The organism is Streptococcus suis (assembly GCF_046032515.1).
GTDB classification, from domain to species: Bacteria; Bacillota; Bacilli; order Lactobacillales; family Streptococcaceae; genus Streptococcus; species Streptococcus suis_AL.
This window is the reverse complement of the sequence record NZ_JARQPJ010000004.1, coordinates 1-21,622: the sequence shown is the minus strand read 5'-3', so window position 1 is coordinate 21,622 and position 21,622 is coordinate 1. Positions and strand designations below refer to the sequence as shown.

24 protein-coding genes are annotated in these 21,622 nt (G+C 43.1%); 18 read left to right on the top strand and 6 right to left on the bottom strand.

Translation table 11 applies throughout. The annotated features are described in order from the left end of the window. Positions 1-9: 9 nt before the first annotated feature. Genes P7J49_RS02910 through P7J49_RS02890 form a run of 5 tightly spaced genes read left to right on the top strand, consistent with a single transcriptional unit; the run spans position 10 to position 2,636 of the window. Positions 10-240 carry a hypothetical protein gene (locus P7J49_RS02910; protein ID WP_044675236.1) on the top strand — a complete coding sequence of 77 codons (231 nt, stop codon included), beginning with the start codon at positions 10-12 and terminating at the stop codon, positions 238-240. A 2-nt stretch (positions 241-242) separates the two neighbouring features. Continuing rightward, positions 243-584 carry a hypothetical protein gene (locus P7J49_RS02905; protein ID WP_408569268.1) on the top strand — a complete coding sequence of 114 codons (342 nt, stop codon included), beginning with the start codon at positions 243-245 and terminating at the stop codon, positions 582-584. 11 nt (positions 585-595) lie between these two features. After that, entirely contained in the window at positions 596-895 is a 300-nt protein-coding gene (locus P7J49_RS02900) for a hypothetical protein (protein ID WP_221864721.1), read from the top strand. A 2-nt stretch (positions 896-897) separates the two neighbouring features. Continuing rightward, positions 898-1,227, top strand: coding sequence for a phage holin (locus P7J49_RS02895; protein WP_024402342.1), 330 nt, complete (start codon positions 898-900; stop codon positions 1,225-1,227). Between the two features lie 2 nt (positions 1,228-1,229). Further along, the gene (locus tag P7J49_RS02890) at positions 1,230-2,636 is read left to right on the top strand and encodes a peptidoglycan amidohydrolase family protein (RefSeq protein ID WP_408569266.1); all 1,407 of its coding nucleotides are present in this window, start codon (positions 1,230-1,232) and stop codon (positions 2,634-2,636) included. Positions 2,637-2,719: 83 nt separating this feature from the next. Here the strand turns inward: P7J49_RS02890 and P7J49_RS02885 are convergent, their stop codons facing one another. After that, positions 2,720-2,911: a helix-turn-helix domain-containing protein gene (locus P7J49_RS02885; protein WP_221864723.1), complete on the bottom strand. Its 192-nt coding sequence runs from the start codon at positions 2,909-2,911 to the stop codon at positions 2,720-2,722. A gap of 771 nt (positions 2,912-3,682) precedes the next feature. On the opposite strand from P7J49_RS02885, the gene P7J49_RS02880 reads away from it, so the two are divergent. From P7J49_RS02880 to P7J49_RS02845, 8 genes are all read left to right on the top strand, one after another. After that, a complete protein-coding gene (locus P7J49_RS02880; protein ID WP_044687453.1) occupies positions 3,683-4,252 on the top strand; it encodes a hypothetical protein in 570 nt (189 codons plus the stop codon). A 52-nt stretch (positions 4,253-4,304) separates the two neighbouring features. After that, positions 4,305-5,654 carry a glucose-6-phosphate isomerase gene (locus P7J49_RS02875; protein WP_408569264.1) on the top strand — a complete coding sequence of 450 codons (1,350 nt, stop codon included), beginning with the start codon at positions 4,305-4,307 and terminating at the stop codon, positions 5,652-5,654. A gap of 316 nt (positions 5,655-5,970) precedes the next feature. Beyond that, positions 5,971-6,711, top strand: coding sequence for a metallophosphoesterase (locus tag P7J49_RS02870; protein ID WP_408569262.1), 741 nt, complete (start codon positions 5,971-5,973; stop codon positions 6,709-6,711). Positions 6,712-6,819: 108 nt separating this feature from the next. After that, positions 6,820-7,344, top strand: a complete 525-nt coding sequence (locus P7J49_RS02865) for a hypothetical protein (RefSeq protein ID WP_172042223.1) — start codon at positions 6,820-6,822, stop codon at positions 7,342-7,344. A gap of 110 nt (positions 7,345-7,454) precedes the next feature. Next, the gene (dapD, locus tag P7J49_RS02860; protein WP_024376132.1) at positions 7,455-8,153 is read left to right on the top strand and encodes a 2,3,4,5-tetrahydropyridine-2,6-dicarboxylate N-acetyltransferase; all 699 of its coding nucleotides are present in this window, start codon (positions 7,455-7,457) and stop codon (positions 8,151-8,153) included. A 9-nt stretch (positions 8,154-8,162) separates the two neighbouring features. Then, positions 8,163-9,290 carry an N-acetyldiaminopimelate deacetylase gene (locus P7J49_RS02855; RefSeq protein ID WP_408569260.1) on the top strand — a complete coding sequence of 376 codons (1,128 nt, stop codon included), beginning with the start codon at positions 8,163-8,165 and terminating at the stop codon, positions 9,288-9,290. 40 nt (positions 9,291-9,330) lie between these two features. Then, the gene (locus P7J49_RS02850; RefSeq protein WP_408569258.1) at positions 9,331-9,873 is read left to right on the top strand and encodes a 5-formyltetrahydrofolate cyclo-ligase; all 543 of its coding nucleotides are present in this window, start codon (positions 9,331-9,333) and stop codon (positions 9,871-9,873) included. Beyond that, a complete protein-coding gene (locus P7J49_RS02845) occupies positions 9,857-10,534 on the top strand; it encodes a rhomboid family intramembrane serine protease (protein WP_408569256.1) in 678 nt (225 codons plus the stop codon). Before P7J49_RS02850 ends, P7J49_RS02845 begins: the two co-directional genes overlap by 17 nt. A 27-nt stretch (positions 10,535-10,561) precedes the next feature. Here P7J49_RS02845 and galU read toward each other — a convergent pair whose 3' ends face one another. Together galU and P7J49_RS02835 are read right to left on the bottom strand one after the other, a co-directional pair. After that, the gene (galU, locus tag P7J49_RS02840) at positions 10,562-11,467 is read right to left on the bottom strand and encodes a UTP--glucose-1-phosphate uridylyltransferase GalU (protein WP_408569255.1); all 906 of its coding nucleotides are present in this window, start codon (positions 11,465-11,467) and stop codon (positions 10,562-10,564) included. A gap of 37 nt (positions 11,468-11,504) precedes the next feature. Then, positions 11,505-12,521, bottom strand: coding sequence for an NAD(P)H-dependent glycerol-3-phosphate dehydrogenase (locus P7J49_RS02835; protein ID WP_408569253.1), 1,017 nt, complete (start codon positions 12,519-12,521; stop codon positions 11,505-11,507). 141 nt (positions 12,522-12,662) lie between these two features. Here P7J49_RS02835 and P7J49_RS02830 point away from each other — a divergent pair, with 141 nt between their 5' ends. The 3 genes from P7J49_RS02830 to P7J49_RS02820 are packed head-to-tail and all read left to right on the top strand — an operon-like array spanning position 12,663 to position 16,596. Beyond that, the gene (locus tag P7J49_RS02830) at positions 12,663-13,112 is read left to right on the top strand and encodes a MarR family winged helix-turn-helix transcriptional regulator (protein WP_408569251.1); all 450 of its coding nucleotides are present in this window, start codon (positions 12,663-12,665) and stop codon (positions 13,110-13,112) included. After that, positions 13,105-14,811, top strand: coding sequence for an ABC transporter ATP-binding protein (locus P7J49_RS02825; protein ID WP_408569249.1), 1,707 nt, complete (start codon positions 13,105-13,107; stop codon positions 14,809-14,811). Before P7J49_RS02830 ends, P7J49_RS02825 begins: the two co-directional genes overlap by 8 nt. After that, positions 14,812-16,596: an ABC transporter ATP-binding protein gene (locus P7J49_RS02820; RefSeq protein ID WP_408569247.1), complete on the top strand. Its 1,785-nt coding sequence runs from the start codon at positions 14,812-14,814 to the stop codon at positions 16,594-16,596. It abuts the gene before it with no gap. A gap of 88 nt (positions 16,597-16,684) precedes the next feature. Here P7J49_RS02820 and P7J49_RS02815 read toward each other — a convergent pair whose 3' ends face one another. The 3 genes from P7J49_RS02815 to P7J49_RS02805 form a co-directional block, all read right to left on the bottom strand. Continuing rightward, positions 16,685-17,479 (bottom strand): formate/nitrite transporter family protein, encoded by a 795-nt coding sequence (locus tag P7J49_RS02815; RefSeq protein ID WP_024377769.1) that lies wholly within the window; start codon positions 17,477-17,479, stop codon positions 16,685-16,687. 80 nt (positions 17,480-17,559) lie between these two features. Next, on the bottom strand, positions 17,560-18,795 hold the full coding sequence (locus P7J49_RS02810) for an NAD(P)H-dependent oxidoreductase (protein ID WP_024389492.1): 1,236 nt from the start codon (positions 18,793-18,795) through the stop codon (positions 17,560-17,562). 14 nt (positions 18,796-18,809) lie between these two features. Continuing rightward, positions 18,810-19,412, bottom strand: a complete 603-nt coding sequence (locus P7J49_RS02805) for an NADPH-dependent FMN reductase (protein ID WP_029179474.1) — start codon at positions 19,410-19,412, stop codon at positions 18,810-18,812. Positions 19,413-19,538: 126 nt separating this feature from the next. On the opposite strand from P7J49_RS02805, the gene P7J49_RS02800 reads away from it, so the two are divergent. Then, a complete protein-coding gene (locus P7J49_RS02800; RefSeq protein ID WP_408569244.1) occupies positions 19,539-19,898 on the top strand; it encodes a YbaN family protein in 360 nt (119 codons plus the stop codon). Between the two features lie 243 nt (positions 19,899-20,141). Further along, positions 20,142-21,404: a S41 family peptidase gene (locus P7J49_RS02795; protein WP_408569242.1), complete on the top strand. Its 1,263-nt coding sequence runs from the start codon at positions 20,142-20,144 to the stop codon at positions 21,402-21,404. Positions 21,405-21,622 lie beyond the last annotated feature (218 nt).

Below are 21,622 nucleotides of genomic sequence, written 5' to 3'. Positions count from 1 at the left end.
AAGAATAATATGACTCAAGAACAACAACTCATCCAAGCTCTACGCTTGACGATCGATGAATTAACAAGCAAGCTAGCAGAAGAGTCAACGACTAAGAATCTGCTAGCTGTCCAGTTGACAGCTGCTGAACAAGATAAACAGGTCTTGTCTCAGCAAAACAATCAATTGCAAGAGCGAGTTTCTGAACTGGAAACTCTACTCGACGAACAAACTAAACCAGAAATCATTGAAGGAGAATAATCATGACTGAAACTACTAACAACACATTACTTGACCTTTCTACAATTACAGAACCATTTGACCTTGCTACTGCATTGCAGTACATGAAGGACAATGGGGAATTTATTCGCTGCAAGAATGCGACAAATGATTTTTATATGTACCGTGATGTCCAACGTCGACCAGGTATTGTCAATGGCCGTCGTCAATTTGTGGAAGTTGAAACTGTATGGGCCTTTAACCAATGGGGCGGGACTACAACAACAATCGACGTTGCTGATCTCTTCAATGAGGAGTTCTACATCATGCAGTTTGACGAAAACGGAAATCCAGACTGGACAGACCCGACATTGCCAAAAGAATAGGAGGAATTCTATTGCCTATCGAACACGCAGAACGAATAGCTCAAAGCCAAGTGGCTTGGGCTATTTTGTTTATCATTTTATTTTTCATTGTGGTTAGTTATCTTGTGAAAACATCCAACAAACGTGAAGCTAAACTGATGGAATTTTACGACCAATCTAAAGCTGACTCTAAAATGAGGGAAGAGCGATTGTTGGCTCACTTAGATGCAACAAACACACAATTTGGTAGAATTTCGGACACCTTGGTAGATGTGCAAAAAGAGTTGGTCCGAATGAACGATCGCATGGACCATTTTGAAAGAGGAGAATAACCATGACAAACATTTCAGAAATCATTATCAGTGCTGCCCTCGGAATTTTGACAATTTTGGGAGGTACGCTTATTAGTGCTATCAAGAGCTATATTGTGGCGAAGGGTGGCGAGAAGGCTATCAAAATCGTTGAAATTTTGGCTTATAATGCAGTCAATGCGGTCGAACAGGTTTCTACAGAAACTGGCTTTAAGGGCAAAGACAAACTTGCTGAAGCTAAAAAAGCTATTTTAAATGAACTAACCAAATACAACATCCACATGACTGACGAAGATTTGACCGTCTTTGTAGAGTCTGCCGTTAAGCAAATGAACAATGCCTGGAAGGAGTAACTATGGGAGTGAATATTGAAACTGCTCTACGTTGGATGAGTGACCGCAAAGGCCGTGTGACTTACTCAATGGATTATCGGAACGGTCCGAACTCTTTTGACTGTTCCAGCTCTGTCTACTACGCTCTGATGTCTGCTGGAGCTATCTCGGCTGGTTGGGCAGTCAATACAGAGTATGAGCATGATTGGCTAGTCAAGAATGGTTACAAACTAATTGCAGAAAATACTGACTGGGATGCACAGCGTGGGGATATTTTTATATGGGGTCGTCGTGGACAGTCTGCTGGTGCTGGTGGTCATACTGGTATCTTTATTGACCCTGACAACATTATCCACTGCAACTATGCTCGCAATGGCATTACGATTGATAACTACAATCAGACGGCTGCTGCTAATGGTTGGATGTATTGCTATGTGTACCGCTTGGCCAATCAAACCAGTACATCGGGTAAAAGCCTTGAAACCTTGGTACAGGAAACTTTGGCTGGAAAATACGGAAACGGAAATCAGCGGAAAGCAGCTCTTGGTAATCAATACGAGGCTGTCATGGCAGTTATCAATGGCAAAGCTACGGCAAGTCAAAAGAGCATTGATGAGCTTGCTCAAGAGGTAATCAAAGGCAAGCATGGTAATGGTGAAACTCGTAAAAAGTTACTTGGTAGCCAATATGAGGCTGTGCAAAAACGTGTGTCTGAATTGCTCAAAAAACAGCCCTCAGAGCCGTCAAAGGGTCCAGAGGTAAAACAGGACACGGAATCCAAAACAAGCCAAACTGAGCCAACTGGACAAACCACAGAAAGCAAAGAAGAAGGAGACCTATCTTTCAATGGTGCTATCTTGAAAAAAGCTGTGCTGGATAAGATTCTGGCTAACTGTAAAAAGCATGATATCTTGCCAAGCTATGCTCTGACTATTTTGCACTATGAGGGCCTTTGGGGAACGTCAGCAGTTGGTAAAGCAGACAACAATTGGGGTGGAATGACCTGGACAGGTCAAGGCAACCGTCCAAGCGGTGTCACGGTCACACAAGGCTCTGCCCGTCCATCAAATGAAGGTGGTCACTATATGCACTATGCCAGCGTAGATGACTTCCTGACAGACTGGTTCTATTTGCTTAGAGCTGGTGGCTCTTACAAAGTATCAGGAGCTAAGACTTTCTCAGAAGCTGTCAAAGGCATGTTCAAAGTTGGTGGTGCGGTCTATGATTATGCTGCAAGTGGATTTGACAGCTACATTGTCGGAGCGTCAAGCCGATTGAAAGCCATTGAGTCGGAAAATGGGACACTGTCCAAGTATGATACTGCTACCGTCACAGAGGTCGGTAGCAAAGATCACATTGACATCACGATTGATGGCATTGAAGTCATCATCAACGGTGAAACTTACAAGCTGGAAAAGAAACCAGTCTAATACACAAGCAAAGCCCTCAGCGATTGCTGGGGGCTATTTTCTATTTTGATGGACATTTTTGAAAATGTCTGTTTTGATGGAATTTATTTGCTCAAACTCTGATAATATGCAGTAATCTTTATCACTTTATCAAAAGACATGCCGCCAATATCAGTCCGACCTTTGACATAGTTTGCCAAGGTCTGCTCTGATATGCCCGTGGATTGTGCAATTTGATATCGCGAATGTGTCTGGAAGAAGTTCATCATTTCTTCCTTTGATAATACTTGGATCATATATACTCCTTATTTGAAAACCAACCAGAGTATCAATGCAATGAGCAATGACCACGCTAGGAAGGCTTTCCAGTCAAAACCGTGTTTATTTACTTTGTATTTTACTTTCATAGCATTTTTTGATAACATTTAAGTACACCCCCGAAGGGGTGGATAGTGATTACTCACTATCCAATTCGAAGTGCCATTCAAGAGTTAGAATGATAAGATTGAGTTTGATGACTACTTTATTATTCTTTATCTTGATTGGCTTTTTTAAGTACCTAAACATTTGTTACTCCTTTCTGTTAGTTTCCTTGTCTAAGGTAACCTCCCCTTACCTTATGTATCTATTATACTATTATTTATAATAGTAGTCAAGTGTTTTTACAAACTTTTTTAAAATAATTTGATAACAAACCTATATAGGGGCAAAATAGGGGCAGAACACTTGTAGAATTATGCTTAATTCTGTATATTTTGGTAATGAAGCTACTTGAAAAACCTTTATTCAGTAATGTTTTGCTGAGTTTTGTAATTATATGTAATCAATAACGATTGTTGTGTGCTCTTTTTTCGTATAGTCTAAAAATCCTTTGAAATCAAGCTTTCATAGGGTTTTCTTTGGCTCGTTTTTAGAAATAGGGGCAATTCCTCCGTCTAGGGATGTATTTTTCTTTGTAGACCTTGATTTCTCTAAGAAATAGGCTATACTACTTTCAAGTCTTAAGGATTCTTTTGGAAATGGGTGCTATCCTAAGGTTAATCTAGTATGAGAAGAGGAATCGAGCTATGTTAGTATTTGCCTTTCCAGGTATGGGCAAGACCACCCTTGCTAAAAAATACCAGAATGTTGTAGATTTAGAAATGTCGGATATTAAGTATGATAATTCCAGCGTCAGTCATCTTAGTAAGGAAGAGCGAAAGTCCACCCCGCGTCCGATTAAGGACAAAAACTACAAACAGGTCTATATTCAAAGAGCTCTGGCCCTGCATGATCAGGGAAAGACTGTTTTGGTGGCCTTGAATTTTCTCTTTCCGCTTCTCATGGAATTGATTCGTCGGAGAGAATGGGATTTTCATATCTACATCCCCCACCCAAGTCTACGTAAGGAATACCGTGGTCGCTATCTCAAACGAGGTAATAATAATCGGTTTATTTTTGAGGTAATGGCAATCTGGTACCTCAGCCTCCTACCCTTGTGGCTCCTGTCAAAACTCCTTCCTCAGATGATAAGTGTTGCCCAGACAGGACAAACTTTAGAGGACTTTTACCTGAAAGTCAGCTCTGCTATTTCCCCAAGTCAGCGAAAAAGAGCGTCAATTTTTATGAAAATGAATGAAAATTCACAAATCCCTTGAAAAAAATATGATAAAGCGTTATCATATTATGGTACATAAATGGAGGAACAACATGACACATATTACATTTGATTATTCAAAAGTCTTGGGCCAATTCGTTGGAGCTCAAGAAGTAGAATACATGCAACCACAAGTTACCCTTGCAGACCAAATGCTCCGTCAAGGAACAGGTCCTGGTAGCGACTTTATCGGCTGGTTGGATTTGCCAGAAAACTACGACAAAGAAGAGTTTGCGCGTATCAAGGAAGCGGCAGCTAAAATCCAAAATGAAAGTAAAGTTTTGGTAGTAATCGGTATCGGTGGTTCTTACCTCGGTGCTAAAGCAGCTATTGATTTCTTGAGCAACTCTTTTGTTAACTTGCAAACTCGCGAAGAGCGTAAAGCTCCACAAATCCTTTACGCAGGAAACTCTATCTCATCAAGCTACCTTGCTGACTTGGTGGACTACGTGGCAGATAAGGACTTCTCAGTTAACGTGATTTCAAAATCAGGTACAACAACTGAGCCTGCAATTGCTTTCCGCGTCTTCAAAGAATTGCTTGTCAAGAAATACGGTCAAGAAGAAGCTAACAAGCGTATCTATGCGACAACTGACAAGGCAAAAGGTGCAGTTAAGGTTGAAGCAGATGCAAATGGTTGGGAAACCTTTGTAGTTCCAGATGATGTCGGTGGCCGTTTCTCAGTCTTGACTGCAGTTGGTCTTTTGCCAATCGCGGCAGCTGGTGCAGACATTGATGCCTTGATGGAAGGTGCAAACGCAGCTCGTACGACTTACACATCAGATAAGATTGCTGAGAATGAAGCATACCAATATGCAGCTGTTCGTAACATCCTTTACAGAAAAGGCTATGTAACAGAAATCTTGGCAAACTACGAGCCATCACTCCAATACTTCAGCGAATGGTGGAAACAATTGGCTGGTGAGTCAGAAGGCAAGGACCAAAAAGGTATCAACCCAACATCTGCTAACTTCTCAACAGACTTGCACTCACTTGGACAATTTATCCAAGAAGGAAACCGCAATATCTTTGAGACAGTGGTTCGTGTTGACAAACCAAGAAAAAATATCTTGATTCCTGAAATGGCAGAAGATCTTGATGGTCTTGGCTATTTGCAAGGTAAGGATGTTGACTTTGTAAACAAAAAAGCAACGGATGGTGTATTGCTTGCCCACACAGATGGTGGCGTACCAAACATGTTTGTCACTCTTCCACAACAAGATGAGTTCACACTTGGTTACACCTTCTACTTCTTCGAGTTGGCAATTGCGATTTCTGGTTACCTCAATGCCATCAACCCATTTGACCAACCAGGTGTAGAAGCTTACAAGAAAAATATGTTCGCTCTTCTTGGTAAACCAGGATTTGAAGAACTTGGGGCAGAATTGAACGCACGTTTGTAATAGAATGAAATTTTAAGCCCGCCTGTCAGAGTTCGTGTCAACATCTCAGCGCAGTGGTTGATTGGCTTAAACAGTCTGGGGGACTGTTTAAGGTTGGAGATAGGATTTGCAAAGCAAATCTCAGCAGTTCGTGTTTCACACTCCAAATCTGACCATTACGACTGTTGCGAACAAAGTTCGCTCTATTTCCAACCTCCAAAGGTTCCTCGAACCTTTGGAGCTGTGTGGGGGTGTGAGGACGAACTCTTTTCTATGTCTTGAGTTCTATCACACTCCCAGTTTTTCTTTCCTTTGAATTTATGGTAGAATATTCTCTATGAAAAAAGAATTTTTTGTAGTTGGAGATGTTCATGGTAAGTTTGAACTCCTGCTTGATATTTTAAAGAAATGGAATGAAGAGCGACAACAGTTGATTTTTCTGGGGGATTTAATTGACCGCGGAGAAAATTCCAAAGCCTGTTTGGAGTTGGTTTGGCAATTGGTGCGGGAAAAGGGCGCGATTTGCTTAACGGGCAATCATGAACGGATGTTTCTGGCCTGGTTACGTGATCCGATTGACCGCTATGACCACTATCGGAGAAATGGTGGCGATACGACGATTAACTCCCTTCTTGGTCGTCCCTTAGATGCACCAGTTGATGGTCTGGTGGATGCTAATGCAGTGATGGAACAATATGGGGACCTGATTGATTTTGTCAAATCTTGTCCCTATCATCTGGAAACGGAAGGATATATCTTTGTCCATGCTGGTGTGGACTTGACTTTGCCAGACTGGCGAAAAACTAGTAATCATGATAAGGTTTGGTTACGTACCCCTTTCCATGAGGCTGAAAATACCACAGGAAAAATGATTGTCTTTGGGCATACCCCTGTTTATAACCTTTATCAAACCAAGCTCCGCATTAGCCAAATCTGGACCAGTTCAGATGGGAAAATGGGGATTGACGGTGGAGCTGTTTACGGCGGAGTTTTACATGGGATTGTACTGGATGACACAGGTTTAGTTCAAGATTATATCGTTGGAGCTGTTAATCCCAGAAAAGAAATTGAAGATTAAGATAATACATGAAAATTAGGAGGTAAAACTTCTAATTTTTTTTGTTTTTCTACTTGACAACTGATATATATATATATAATAGAATTGTAAAATTTTTTGGAGGATTATATGAAAAAAATTACATTCCTAGCAGTAACTGCCTTATCGGTGCTAACCCTTGCTGCATGTTCAACTACAGAACCAAGTAAAAAAGAAACTACCGATACCTCTAGTAGTGTTGCACAGTCAAGCTCTGAGCAAGCAACCGATACAAGCTATAAGGTGGGAGATACCATTGTCTTTAAAGATGTAGCGGAAATTACAATTACGAATATTGCATGGACTGACGAACGGAATACAGTAAGTGATATTGTAGCTAATAAAGTACTTTTGGTAACTTATAATGTGACAAACTTGACTGATGAAGATTACGTTGTCGGTGAAGATATGGACCTATATATCAACAACAAAGTGACAGAAAGTTATCCAGTTGGTACCATTCTCGAAACAATCGCACCGGGTCGAAGTATTGAAGGAGCGACGACTGCTTTTGCAGTTAATGAAGAGGGAGCTGCTGAGTTAGAGGTTGAACCAGGATTCCAGTTTAGTACAGACATGAAACCAGCTATTGTAAAATTCGATTTGCCACAATAACTTCGGGGAGGCTAACTTAGCCTCTTTTTCAATTTTTTTGTTTTTCATCATCAAATTTTCAGAAAATTTTGATATAATAGTAAAAATATTATTTTTAGATTGGAAACATTATGACTGCACAAAAAATGACTGCGCAAGAAATAATTGCTTTTATCGGTAACGCTGTGAAAAAGACCACTGTTAAAGTGACCTTTGAAGGTGAATTGGCTGGTCCTGTTCCTGCTGAGGTGACAAAACTTGGCAATGTCCTCTTCGGTGACTGGAAGGACGTCGAGCCACTCTTGGCAAACTTGACTGAAAATGTAGACTACGTGGTGGAGCAAGACGGCCGCAATTCAGCTGTGCCTTTGCTTGACAAGCGTAACATCAACGCCCGTATCGAGCCAGGAGCCATTATCCGCGATCAAGTGACCATTGGCGATAATGCCGTTATCATGATGGGAGCGGTGATTAACATCGGTGCGGAAATCGGTCCAGGTACTATGATTGACATGGGTGCGATTTTGGGCGGACGGGCGACCGTTGGTAAAAACAGTCACATCGGTGCAGGTGCGGTCCTTGCAGGTGTTATCGAGCCAGCTTCTGCTGAGCCAGTTCGTGTCGGCGACAATGTTTTGGTCGGTGCCAATGCTGTTGTCATTGAAGGTGTGCAAATCGGTAGCGGTTCTGTTGTGGCAGCAGGTGCTATTGTGACACAAGATGTCCCTGAAAATGTTGTGGTGGCAGGTGTGCCAGCCCGCATTATCAAGGAAATCGACGCTCAAACCCAACAAAAAACAGCCTTGGAAGAGGCTTTGCGGACACTCTAAGAGGTAGCTATGCTAGATTTAATCGCGACACGCCGGACCCTCCACCAGATTCCAGAGCTGGGCATGGAGGAGTTCAAGACCCACGCCTTTCTTATGGAAACGATTGAAGGTTTACTTCAAAATTGTACTTTTGCTCAAATTCGCACCTGGAAGACAGGAATCTTGGTTTATTTGACAGGCTCTGCTCCTGAAAAGACTATCGGCTGGCGGGCGGATATTGACGGTCTTCCGATCGTGGAGGAGACGGACCTGGACTTCAAGTCCCTCCACCCAGACAGGATGCACGCCTGTGGACATGATTTCCACATGACCATTGCCTTGGGGCTTTTGGAGAAAATGGCAGAGCAGCAACCGAAAAATAATCTTCTCTTCTTGTTTCAGCCTGCGGAAGAAAATCTAGCAGGTGGCATGCTTATGTATGAAGCGGGTGCATTTGGGGATTGGTTGCCAGATGAATTTTATGGACTCCATGTCCGACCAGACCTCAAAGTCGGTCAAATGGCCACCAACCGTGCGACCCTCTTTGCTGGGACCTGTGAAGTCAAGATACGGTTTACAGGAAAAGGTGGGCACGCAGCATTTCCCCATACCGCTAATGATGCCTTGGTGGCAGCTAGCTACTTTGTGACCCAGGTGCAGTCGGTGGTCAGTCGAAATGTTGACCCGATCGAGGGGGCTGTGGTGACCTTCGGCTCCATGCATGCTGGCACGACAAATAATGTCATTGCGGAAACTGCCTTCTTGCACGGCACCATTCGGGCTTTGACTCAGAGCATGAGTCTCTTGGTGCAAAAGCGGGTGCGGGAAGTGGCAGAGGGAATCGCCCTGTCCTTTGGAGTAGACTTGGAGATTGAGCTCAATCCAAGCGGCTATCTGCCTGTGGAGAACAATCCCCAGCTGGCTGACGAGTTGATGACTTATTTTGAACAGGTTGACGGAGTGGAGATGATTGACTGTCCACCTGCCATGACGGGAGAGGACTTTGGCTACCTGCTCAACAAGGTGCCGGGTGTTATGTTCTGGCTGGGTGTGGATACGCCTTATCCCCTCCACAATCCTCGCCTTAGTCCCAAAGAGGAAGTGCTTCCCTTTGCTGTGGATAAGTTGAGTGATTTTTTGAAAATGAAAGCAAACTAGACTGGTTTTCCAGTCTTTTTCTGAAAAGAAAGGAGTTTCTGTGGATAAAAAGAGCATTCGGCAAGAGGTCTTGCAGAGCTTGAAAGACCTGACTAGTAGCCAGCGAGCAAGATGGAGCCAGCAGCTAACGGAAAGGCTCCTTTCATCTGACATCTATAAGTGCTCAAAGTCGCTTGGGACCTACCTTTCCATGCCCCATGAGTTTGATACTTCTTACTTGATTGAACAGGCTCAAAAGGATGGAAAATGCATTTTCATTCCTAAGACCCATTCACAAGGGCGCATGGATTTTGTAGAATATAATCCTGATGATTTGGTGAAATCCAAGTTTGGGGTTTGGGAACCTGGGATTTATTCACAACCTGTGGATAAGTCTGTGGTTAAGTTGATCCATGTGCCCGGTTTAGCTTGGAATCAAGCGGGGTTTCGAGTGGGCTATGGTGGTGGTTTTTATGATCGCTATCTAGCAGATTATCAGGGGGAGACGGTATCGACCTTGGCAGACTTTCAAGTCTATGATTTCGAACCAGATATTTTTGATATTCCAGTAAAGGAGTTGTTGATTTTTGAAGAACTTTTTTGATAAGCGCTACCCTGTAACCAATGGCCTGTTGGCGGTTACGGCTCTTGTTTTTCTTTTGATACAAGTATTTCGCTTCGGACAGACGACGGCAGCCTATACAATTTTTGAATTTGGTGGCATGTATGGTCAAATTGTGCGGTATGATCCGACTCAGTTGTGGCGCTTGATTTCCCCCATCTTTGTCCACATTGGTTGGGAACATTTTATCTTTAACAGCATTACCTTGCTTGGTTTGGGTTATCAATTAGAAGGGCTGTTTGGGTCAAGGCGTTTCTTCCTGCTGTATATCTTGTCTGGGATAATGGGCAATCTGTTTGTTCTCTTTTTTACACCCGATGTAGTTGGTGCAGGTGCCTCGACCTCGCTCTTTGGTCTTTTTGCAGCTATGGCACTTTTGAGGAAATTTAGTCGCAGTCCCTATCTGCAGGTTCTTGGTCAACGCTACATGGTTCTTTTGGGATTGAACTTGGCCTTGGGACTTTTCAATCCAACCATTAGTATGGCAGGACATATTGGAGGAGCTGTTGGAGGCTGCTTGGTCGTGATGTTCCTTCCACCTCTTGTGGAAAAAGATCTCTTTACAGGAAAACAGATCTTCTACAGTTTTATTGGTTATTGGGGCTTGATTGCCCTATTATTAGGGATATTTTATGTAATATAAGTAAAAAAACTAGCAGTTGCTAGTTTTTTACTTTTCTTCTTCAGTTTGGAACTGTTTGGCAAGGTCGATGATATAGTCTTTGACATCATCTTTAACCTGCGGATGGGTCAAGGCGTAGTCAATCGATGTTTTCATAAAGCCAAATTTATCTCCGACATCGTAACGTTTGCCAGTGAATTCACGGGCAAATACGCGCTGGGTCTTATTGAGGGTGTCAATGGCATCGGTCAGTTGAATCTCATTACCCGCACCTGGTTTTTGGTTTTCTAAAATCTCAAAGATTTCAGGAGTGAGTAAGTAGCGTCCGATAATAGCAAGGTCAGAAGGAGCATCTTCTGGTTTTGGTTTTTCCACAAAGGTTTCTACACTATAGAGACCGTTGACACCTTCACCTTGTGGAGCGATAACACCGTATGCAGAAACTTCTTCATGAGGAACAGGCATAACTGCAATGGTAGAAGCGTGTGTTGCCTCGTAATCGTCAATTAACTGTTTGGTGATCGGGGTAACGGTAGGGTCTGTAATATCCATGAGGTCATCGCCCAGCATGACAACGAAAGGTTCATTGCCAACGAAAGCCTTGGCTTGTAATACGGCGTCTCCCAAACCTTTTGGATAGCTTTGGCGGATAAAATGAAGACGGATAGCTGTTGCTTCGTCGACTAATTTTAAAAGGTCGTTTTTGCCTTTTTCTTTTAGGTTGTACTCCAATTCAAAGTTTGAGTCAAAATGATCTTCAATAGAACGCTTGGCCTTATTGGTAACAACGAGGATATCCTCGATACCTGAACGTAAGGCTTCTTCAAAAATGAATTGTAGAGTTGGTTTGTCTACGATAGGCAACATTTCTTTAGCGAGTGCCTTAGTAGCAGGCAGGAAACGTGTTCCCAAACCTGCTGCAGGGATAACGGCTTTTCTAACTTTTTTTGTCATGGTACAATCTCCTTATATTTGTATAATAACTATTTTATTAAGACCATTCATTTTCATGGCGGAATTCGCCGGACATGATATCTTTGATAGCGTCCTGGATGCTAGCTCCTTGGTAAATGACGCTGTAGATGGCTTGAGTGATTGGCATATAAACGCCCAATTCTTGTGCTAATTCGTAGGCTGCCTTGGTAGTAGAAATCCCTTCGATAACCATGCCCATATTGGCTTCGATATCTTCCAGTTTTTCACCTTTACCAAGCAAATCACCAGCCCGCCAGTTACGCGAATGGACAGAAGTTCCTGTTACAATCAGGTCCCCCACACCAGAAAGTCCACTGTAAGTCAGAGGGTTGGCTCCCATTTTCACACCGAGACGGGTGATTTCGGTCAAACCGCGGGCAATAATAGCAGCCTTGGCATTGTCACCATATCCTAAGCCGTGAAGGGCTCCTGCCCCAACTGCGATGATGTTTTTCAGAGCTCCAGCTGTTTCCACACCGATGACATCGTTGTTGGTGTAAAGGCGGAAGTAGCTGTTGCTGAAGAGGTTCTGCACATAGCCGGCTGTTGCCAAGTCTTTAGAAGCGGCAGAAATCAAGGTCAAGTCACGGACAATGGTTTCTTCTGCATGGCTTGGTCCAGAAACCACAACGATTTCTGAACGGAGATCTGCAGGAATTTCTTCCTCCAAGACCTCTGACAAGCGCTTGTGACTATCAGGCTCTAGACCTTTAGAAGCGTGCATGACAACCACTTTGTGTTTAAGGGCTTGAGCAACTTGTTTGGCAACCAGGCGGGTCACCTTGGTTGGAACAACAAAGAGAACAGCGTCAACTCCATCTAGAGTTTCCGCCAAATCCTTGTAACCTTTGATATTTTCGTCTAAGACAATGTCCTTGAAGTAGCGCGTGTTGGTATGATGTTCATTGATTTCGTCAATTTGTTCAGGAATATTTCCCCAGATACGAACAGAATGTCCGTTATCGTTGAGGACCTGTGCAAGCGCAGTTCCCCAAGACCCTGGTCCTAGAACAGCAATGGTTTGTTTCTCCATACGATTCCCCTGTGTAAGTATTTTCTATTATTATAACATAGTTGCATTTTTTTGGAAAATAGCAGAGCCAAAACTTGACAATAGTTCCCAAGAGAACTATAATAGTTCTCATGCTAATTAATTGATTGGAAAGGAGTTATCGTGGGACATACCATTGCAGATTTTCGGAACTTGCTCAATCAGATTGAACAAATCAGTGAAACCATTGCTAAAGAATACGATGTGGAGCACTTGGCTGGTCCACAGGGCTGGGCCTTGCGTTTCATTGCGGAACGGTCAGACCTTGAAACCTTTGTCAAAGATATAGAAGCGGAATTAAAGATTTCCAAATCCGTTGCCAGCAATCTGGTCAAGCGAATGGAGAAAAATGGCTTTATCCAAGTCCTGCCTTCTCAGGTTGACAAACGCTACAAGCAGTTGGTTTTGACAGAGAAAGGACAAGGGAAAATCTGTCACCTGAAAGCCTTCCATGAAGAAATGCACCATTCACTTTTTTGGGGCATTCAAAAAGAGGACTTTGATTTGGTTAAACAGGTGGGCAATCAGTTAAAAGTAAATATTCAACGCTATAAGGAGAAGAAACATGTTTAAAGAAGCCATTTTACGCTATAAATGGTACGCCTTAGCATCGGTTTTGCTGACGTCAATTGTCGTAGCAACGACCTTGATGCAACCTAGCTATTTGCAGGATGTCTTGACAGCAGTCTTGGCAAATGACAAGGATGAAATTGTTCGTGTGGGCAAATTACTGCTGATTATTGCTGGAATTGGTCTTTTGGCAGGGCTGGTCAATACCATTGCTGCAGCAAAAATTTCACAAGGGGTATCTGCAGATATTCGTGAGAAGACCTTTCGGAAAATCCAAAGCTTCTCTTATGCCAATATCGAAGAGTTTAACGCAGGAAACTTGGTTGTTCGGATGACTAACGATGTCAATCAAATCCAGAACCTTGTCATGATGCTCTTTACAGTGTTGATGCGGGTTCCATTGTTGTTTGTTGGAGCCTTTATCATGGCGGTGCGGACCATGCCAGAACTCTGGTGGATGATTATTCTCATGGTGGTCTTGATTATGGCCATTATGGCGGTTGTCATGGGGCAAATGGGACCACGTTTTGGAAAATTCCAGTCCCTCATGGACAAGATGAACAGCATTGCCAAGGAAAATCTCCGTGGGATTCGTGTGGTCAAATCCTTTGTTCAAGAGAAAAACCAGTACAAGAAATTCAAAGATGTATCCAACGAACTCTTGGACCTCAATCTCTTTATCGGCTACGGTTTTGCTATCTTGCAACCCTTGATGATGTTTATCTCTTACATGGCGATTTTTGCATCGCTCTATTTGGTGTCTGGGATGTTGGAAACCAATATGGAAGCAGTTGGTGGCTTTACTTCCTTTATGAGCTACCTCATGCAAATCATGTTTGCCATTATCATGACTAGCTTTATGGGTATGCAGGCTTCACGTGCTGCCATTTCTATTAAGCGGATTAGCGAGGTCTTGGATACAGAGCCTGCTATGACCTTCAAGGATGTGGCGGATGAAGAATTGACTGGTAAGATTGTCTTTGACAATGTTAGCTTTACCTATCCACACGATACAGAGCCGACGTTGAAAAACATCTCATTTGAGATTGAGCCAGGACAAATGGTTGGTGTGGTTGGTGCAACTGGTGCGGGTAAATCCACTCTTGCTCAACTGATTCCGCGTTTGTTTGACCCGCAAGAAGGAACGGTATCCATCGGTGGTCGGGACTTGAAAGAAGTCAGTCAGAACACCCTGCGTGATACGGTATCGATTGTCTTGCAAAAGGCTATTCTCTTCTCGGGAACCATTGCAGACAACCTGCGTCAAGGGGCACCTGGTGCTGATTTGCAACGCTTGGAGCGGGCCGCAGGTATTGCCCAAGCAAAAGAATTTATCGACCGCTTGGATGATACCTACGAGAGCCAAGTAGAAGAACGTGGAAATAACTTCTCTGGTGGTCAGAAGCAGCGGATGTCTATTGCTCGTGGGGTGATTGGCGAGCCTAAGGTTTTGGTCTTGGATGACTCGACTTCTGCCCTGGATGCCAAGTCTGAGAAACTGGTCCAAGAGGCTCTCAATCATGATTTGAAGGGGACAACCACTGTCATTGTTGCCCAGAAGATTTCTTCTGTTGTCAAAGCTGATAAGATTTTGGTACTTGACGAAGGTCGTCTGATTGGACAAGGAACTCACGCCGAGCTGGTAGCTACGAACGATGTCTACCGTGAAATCTACGAAACACAGAAAGGGAAGGAAGAATAGATGAAAACACTTAGATTTTTCTGGTTTTATTTTAAACGCTATAAACTGTCCTTTGCTGTGATTTTTCTAGCCATTGTGACAGCGACCTACTTGCAGGTTAAGACACCTGTTTTCCTTGGAAATGCCATTGCGGAGATGGGGAAAATCGGGCAGGCTTACTTCATGGCCAATCAAGCTGGTCAGGCTGACTTTCAGCCAGACATGGCTGATTTTAACGGGGTTATGCTCAATCTTTTCTTTGCCTATGCGGCGACGGTTGTGGCTTCCTTGATTTACACCCTCCTCTTCACGCGTATCGTGGCTCATTCGACCAACCGTATGCGTAAGGGCTTGTTTGGCAAGCTGGAACGTTTGACAGTTGCCTTCTTTGATAGTCACAAGGACGGGGATATTCTTTCTCGCTTTACCAGTGATTTGGACAATATCCAAAACGCTTTTAACCAGTCCTTGACCCAAGTGGTGACCAACATCGCTCTTTATGTCGGTATGGTCATCATGATGTTCCGTCAGGATACTCGCTTGGCCTTGGTGACCATTGCTTCTACGCCAGTTGCCTTGATTGCCTTGGTCGTTATCATCCGCCTATCACGAAAATATACAGATAAGCAACAGGCTGCGGTGTCTAAGCTCAATGCCTACATGGATGAGAAAATTTCTGGACAAAAAGCGATTATTGTACAAGGTGTGCAGGAAGAGACAATTGATGGTTTCTTGGAACTCAATGAAGAAGTTCGCCGTACAACCTTCAAGGGACGCTTGTTTGGTGGGATTCTCTTCCCATTTATGAATGGTATGAGTTTGGTCAATACGGCCATTGTTATCTTTGCAGGCTCCAGCATTGTTCTCAATGATAGCTCGCTGGAAACAGCTGCCGCACTTGGTCTGGTGGTGACATTTGTTCAGTATTCGCAACAGTATTACCAGCCAATCATGCAGGTTGCTGCCAGCTGGGCAGAATTGCAGCTAGCTTTCACAGGAGCTCATCGTATTCAGGAAATGTTTGATGAGCCTGAGGAAGTTCGTCCTCAAAACGCTCCGCTATTTACCGAATTAAAAGAAGGTGTTGAAATCAAGGACATCGACTTTGGCTACTTGCCAGGTCAGAAGGTCTTGGACAAGGTGTCTATCTCTGCTCCTAAGGGCAAGATGGTGGCGGTCGTTGGTCCGACGGGATCTGGTAAGACTACCATTATGAACTTGATCAACCGCTTCTATGATGTCAATGGTGGTAGTGTGGCCTTTGATGGTCGCGATATTCGAGAATATGACTTGGACAGCTTGCGGGATAAGGTTGGTATTGTCTTGCAGGAATCGGTGCTATTCTCGGGTACTATTGCGGACAATATCCGATTTGGTGATGAAAGCATTTCGCAGGAAATGGTGGAAACCGCAGCTCGTGCCACCCATATCCACGACTTTATCATGAGCTTGCCAGAGGGCTATGAGACCTTTGTGACTGATGATGAGAATGTCTTCTCGACAGGTCAGAAACAGCTGATTTCCATTGCCCGTACGCTTTTGACAGACCCACAAGTCTTGATTTTGGACGAAGCAACGTCCAACGTTGATACCGTAACGGAAGCCAAAATCCAAAAGGCTATGGAGGCCATTATCGCAGGACGGACCAGCTTCGTCATTGCCCACCGCCTCAAAACCATTCTCAATGCGGATGAAATCATCGTCCTCAAAGATGGAAAGGTGATCGAGCAAGGCAACCACAGCCAGCTCCTCAAACAGGGCGGCTTCTACGCCGAACTCTACCACAACCAGTTTGTGTTTGAATAATATATAGAAAAATAAACAGCCAAGATAAGCAGACCACAATCCTTAAACGTTTAGGACGTGGTTTATCTTGGCTGTTTTTGTGGTAGACTTACTGTTCAATATGGTTGGTTTTGGTTTGATTGAGCCAAGCGTAGGCGATACCGATAAAGAGACCGGCTCCGAGCCAATTTCCAAAAAAGACCACAATCCATTGACGAAGGATATTGATCATATTGAAGGCTTCGACATTGCTTCGAGTAGCGTTAAAAGCTAGGAGCATGAAAGATGCGAAATTGGCGACCAGATGCTCATTGATGAGGAAAACGAACATAAAAATGGAGGAAATGATGACAAAGAACTTAGCAGACTGTTCTTTGATGAGCATGAAGCCAAGGATTGCCATATTTACAAACATATTAGCCGTGATCCCTTCAATAAAATTACTCCAGTCAGATTTTCCAAGTTTGATGGTAACGGCATTGACGACAAAGCTCTTATCAGAGAGATTGAGGTAGGAGAAGGACTGATTGAAGAGCCAGGCTAGAATAGTAGCGCCTACAAAGTTAAAGAAAGTACAGTATAGCAGCATCAGTGTCACTTTTTTCCAGCTAATTTGCTTATAGTAGGCACTAGTTGTGAGATACATCATGTTAGAAGTGGCTAATTCACCACCAAAAATAAGAACAAAAACCAGCCCAATAGCAAAGATGAAGGTAAAGACAAAACGCGACAAACTTGGAAATTGACTGGCAATAACGTCTGCTCCGATAATACCGACAGCTGTTGACATAGTCAGGTAGGCTCCTGCATACATAGAACGCAAGGCATAGCGGCCTAGACTTTCGTCAAAAAGGGCTTCTTTTTTTGAAACTGCAGCTGAAATTTTTTCTTGAAATGGTGACATAGGGACTCCTTGTGAAATCATGATCAATGTTTTGTTTGAAAAATATAGTGGGAAGAGTTCTTCCCACTATATGTGAACGATTAGTGAGCGGATGCACCAGAATCTGCATCTGTCGGTGTGGAAGTAGCAGGGGCACTACCAGCATCTGATGCACCAGAGGTTGCGTCAACATGTGCAGGAGCTGCGGCAGTTCCCGAACCACCAACCAAGCGTTGACCAGTAGCTTCAAGATACCAATCTAGCCATGGTTTGAAATTAAAGATAATTTCATTGATACCAGCGTAGGATCCGTCAGGATAGTACATAGCTTGGTAGTTGTGGGTGTTGATAATTTCAGCAGGGGTACCGGGTACAATGGTACGAACATATTCCTGGTTACCATTACGCAAGGTACCGACAACCCATTCAACATTCTTCATGCGGGCAGGAGGTAGCGTACCGTGGACAGTTGACAGGCGATTTCCTACTTGAGCAAGTACCCGTTTACCCAACATGGTATCAGGTTCTTGGTGACTATTGTTGTAGTAGAGGAACTGGTTATTATCATCTGCATAGGTCAATTCAAATGGCATCGCATTGAGGAACATATTGAGTTGGTTAACGGTCAACAGACCATTGTCCAGTTTAACATAGGTGTCTCCCTCAACTGCGTTAACCAATTTAGAAGCCTTTTCTAGCCAATCTGGATCATCGGGATCCACACCAGTGATGGTTGTTGCGATTGGTTTGGTACAGTCTAAATCTTCTGGTGCGATTGGCTTTGGTTTTTTCAATTTGGATACAACACCGACATACTTGATAAAGTTGTCTAGACAGCTTTCTAAGAATTTCACGGTGCCTTCATTGATGATATTGCCCTTATCGTCAAAAGCTTCTTTGGCCTTACCAAGGAGGAATTCATTACCTGGTAGTGTGTAAGCATTGACACCTGGTGCATCTAAAATTTTCCGTAGGTGAACTTGGGCACGAGAAGTTCCTTGATCGTAGTAAGATGCCCCGATAATCATAACTGGTTTATTTTCGAATGGGTGCAAATTAAAGCTGAGCCATTCCAGAGTACTCTTAAGAGCAGGGGTAATGGTATGATTGTGCTCAGGGGTAGCAATAATGACCCCGTCAGCACGGGTGATTTTGTTGTAAAGGTATTGAATTGCAAAACAATCAGACTGGTCTTCGTCCTGATTGAACATTGGAACATCTTTGATTTCCAAAAGTTCTAGTTCAAACTTCACTTTAAAGTGGCGTTGAATGAATTGCAATAGCATGCGGTTATAAGATTGATCTGCATTTGATCCAACAATTCCGACAAATTTCATAGTATATTCCTCTCTTACAGGTTTTCCCAATCGAAGTTTTCAGCTTCTTTTTGGAGTAATTTTTTTGCGTTAGCCAGCTTGCTAGTCATGGTGACAAAGAGTCGGAAGTCATCAAAGATGGCATCCAGTTTTTGACTAGTTTCTAAATCAATGAGCTCCCCGTTGGCATCAAAGGCTTGCAAGGAATGTGACAATAAAAATTCATCTGGCAAGACAGTGGCCTTGAGTTCAGGAGCGTTGAGAATTTGACGTAGCTGTAGTTGGGCACGAGAGGAACCAAGTGTTCCATAAGAAGCACCAGTAATCATAACTGGTTTGTTTAATAGTGGATAGACACCGTATGATACCCAAGCAAGGGCATTCATAAGGACAGCTGGAATAGAGTGGTCATATTCGGGAGTTCCGATGATGACTCCGTCAGCAGCCTCAATTTTTGCGACCAATTCTTTGACAATTTCTGGTAATTCTCGATTGGCTGGTTTATTGAATATTGGGAGTTCCTTGATTTCAACCAGTTCGATATCTGCCTTATCAGCGAAGTGCTGTTCAATGTACTGCAAGAGTTTGCGGTTGGTTGAGCGAGCGGAGTTTGTTCCGATCAGTCCTAGAAGTTTCATAGCGTCTTCTCTCTTTCCTAAATTTGCTACCTTTATCATACCCGTTTATCCGATAAAATGCAAGCGTTTTCTGAAAATGTGATAAAATTGTTCAAAAATTCACGAGTTTTTTGGTATAATATTAGTATGCAAAGAATATTCTATCTAGTATTTGGTTTTGTTAGTTTGGTGGTTGGTGTCATTGGGATTGTTTTGCCGATAGTTCCGACAACTCCTCTTTTACTTTTGGCTGGTTTTTGCTTTGCTAGAAGTTCAAAAAGGTTTGAAAAATGGCTACGCAATACAAAAATTTATCAATTTTACGTAGCTGATTACGCTGAGACCAAATCCATTTCCCGCAAACGAAAAAAGCAAATCATCTGGCAAATTTACTTACTCATGGCAATTTCTATCTGGCTGGCTCCTATTTTATTGGTCAAAATAGGACTGGGACTATTAACAATCTTCATCACTTACTATTTGTTTGGGGTCATACCGGAGAAATAAAGTCAGATTTGAGGGTTGAACATCGTCCTCAAAGACGGAAAAGTGATTGAGCAAGGCAACCACAGCCAGCTCCTCAAGCTCAATGGCTTCTACGCCGAACTCTACCACAACCAGTTTGTGTTTGAATAGGGAAGATAGAAAAAGGTCTCAACAGGCCTTTTTTTGTTTCTGACTTTTCCAGTCTTGACATCAGCCTAACGACAGATTATACTGAAATAAACTTATATTTTGAAGGAGCTACTTATGACTCAATTAGAAATATTTGATACGATTGTAGGCATCATGCAGGAAGATTCGTCTACTAAAAAGGACAAAAAGGGGGCGGATCCGACTCCTTATCGTGACCAGTTACTGACAGACTTGCCCAAAGAAGACTTTATCTATCTGGTTCGGACTTACTTAGCTAGCTTTGGTGTGCTGGGTCATATCTGGTACCATTCCCCTGTCGCACCAAGATTGGGTGCCTTCCTGCGTCGGCATGAAGATTCCCTCTATGTGCTAGACAGTGATAGTGGTAACGGTCTTGAGGTGGGCGACCGCATTATCGCCATAGGTGGTCAACCTCTTGACCAAGTTTATCAGGAGCACCAAGCCTTTTTTGTCAGTCCGACGCCTGAGCGACAGTACATGGAGTGGGCTTATTTGGTCAAAAAAGCAGAGCAGGTCAGTCTTTTTCGTAATGGTCAGTTCTTGCAAGTAGAGATTGGAGATTGTCAAGATTCAGCAGAGCAGGAAGCATTTGCTTGGAACTGGCTAGACGACCATACTCTCTATATGAAAATGGAGAACTTTTATGATGAGGAGAAAATTGGACAGCTCTATACCCAGATAGAGCCTCTGTTGCCCATGGTAAAAAACTTGATTATTGATGTCCGTGTCAACAGTGGTGGCAGTGATTCACTCTATTGGCCCTTGCTCAAATATGCCTTGCCAACAGGTAAATCTTACAAGGACACGGTGACGGATGAGTATGAAATGGAGATTCTCTACACACCAACCAACGCTGCCAATCGACGTAAAATATTTGAGAGGCAATTACTTGATCCTTATCTTTCAGAAGAGAGTAGAGCCTTTATAGAAAGTTTGTTGGTAGAATTAGAAACACATCGGGATGCTGGCTATGTCTGTGCAGATGACGAGGAAGATTACTTGGCAGATTACCGAGGACTGGAAGGTGGGCCAGATAAAATCTATATTCTGTCAGATGTTCGTTGTGCCTCTTCAGGAGATAATTTTGTCCAAACCTTTAAACCACTTCCAAAAGTCACAGTAGTTGGCCGGGCAACCTTGGGCATCTTAGATTATTCCAACTGCTGTTTTGCAGAATTTGGCGACGATTACCTGATGTATCCGACCTCACGCAGTTTGGAAATTGACAAGGGAAATGGGATGACAGATAGAGGCGTTGAGCCAGATATTTACATTCCCTGGACACCTGAGCATTTGGAAAGAGATGTAGACTTGGACTATGTCTTGAAACTGATTCAAACCAACGAGATCTCCTAGTTTACTAGCAGGTCTTTGCTTTACCCTGTATTTCCTGTATAATAGACCTATGAAAAGACAGAGCGTTCGAGTTGAATTATTTCCCCTGAAAAAAGAAGAAATCCCTGCCTACTTAGCTGATAAAGGAATTTTAATAAATGACTGATATGTAAAGCCCTTTGTCAAGTAAAAACAATCGAACTGATTAAAAAATGAAAAGTATCTAGAAAGAGCCTAGT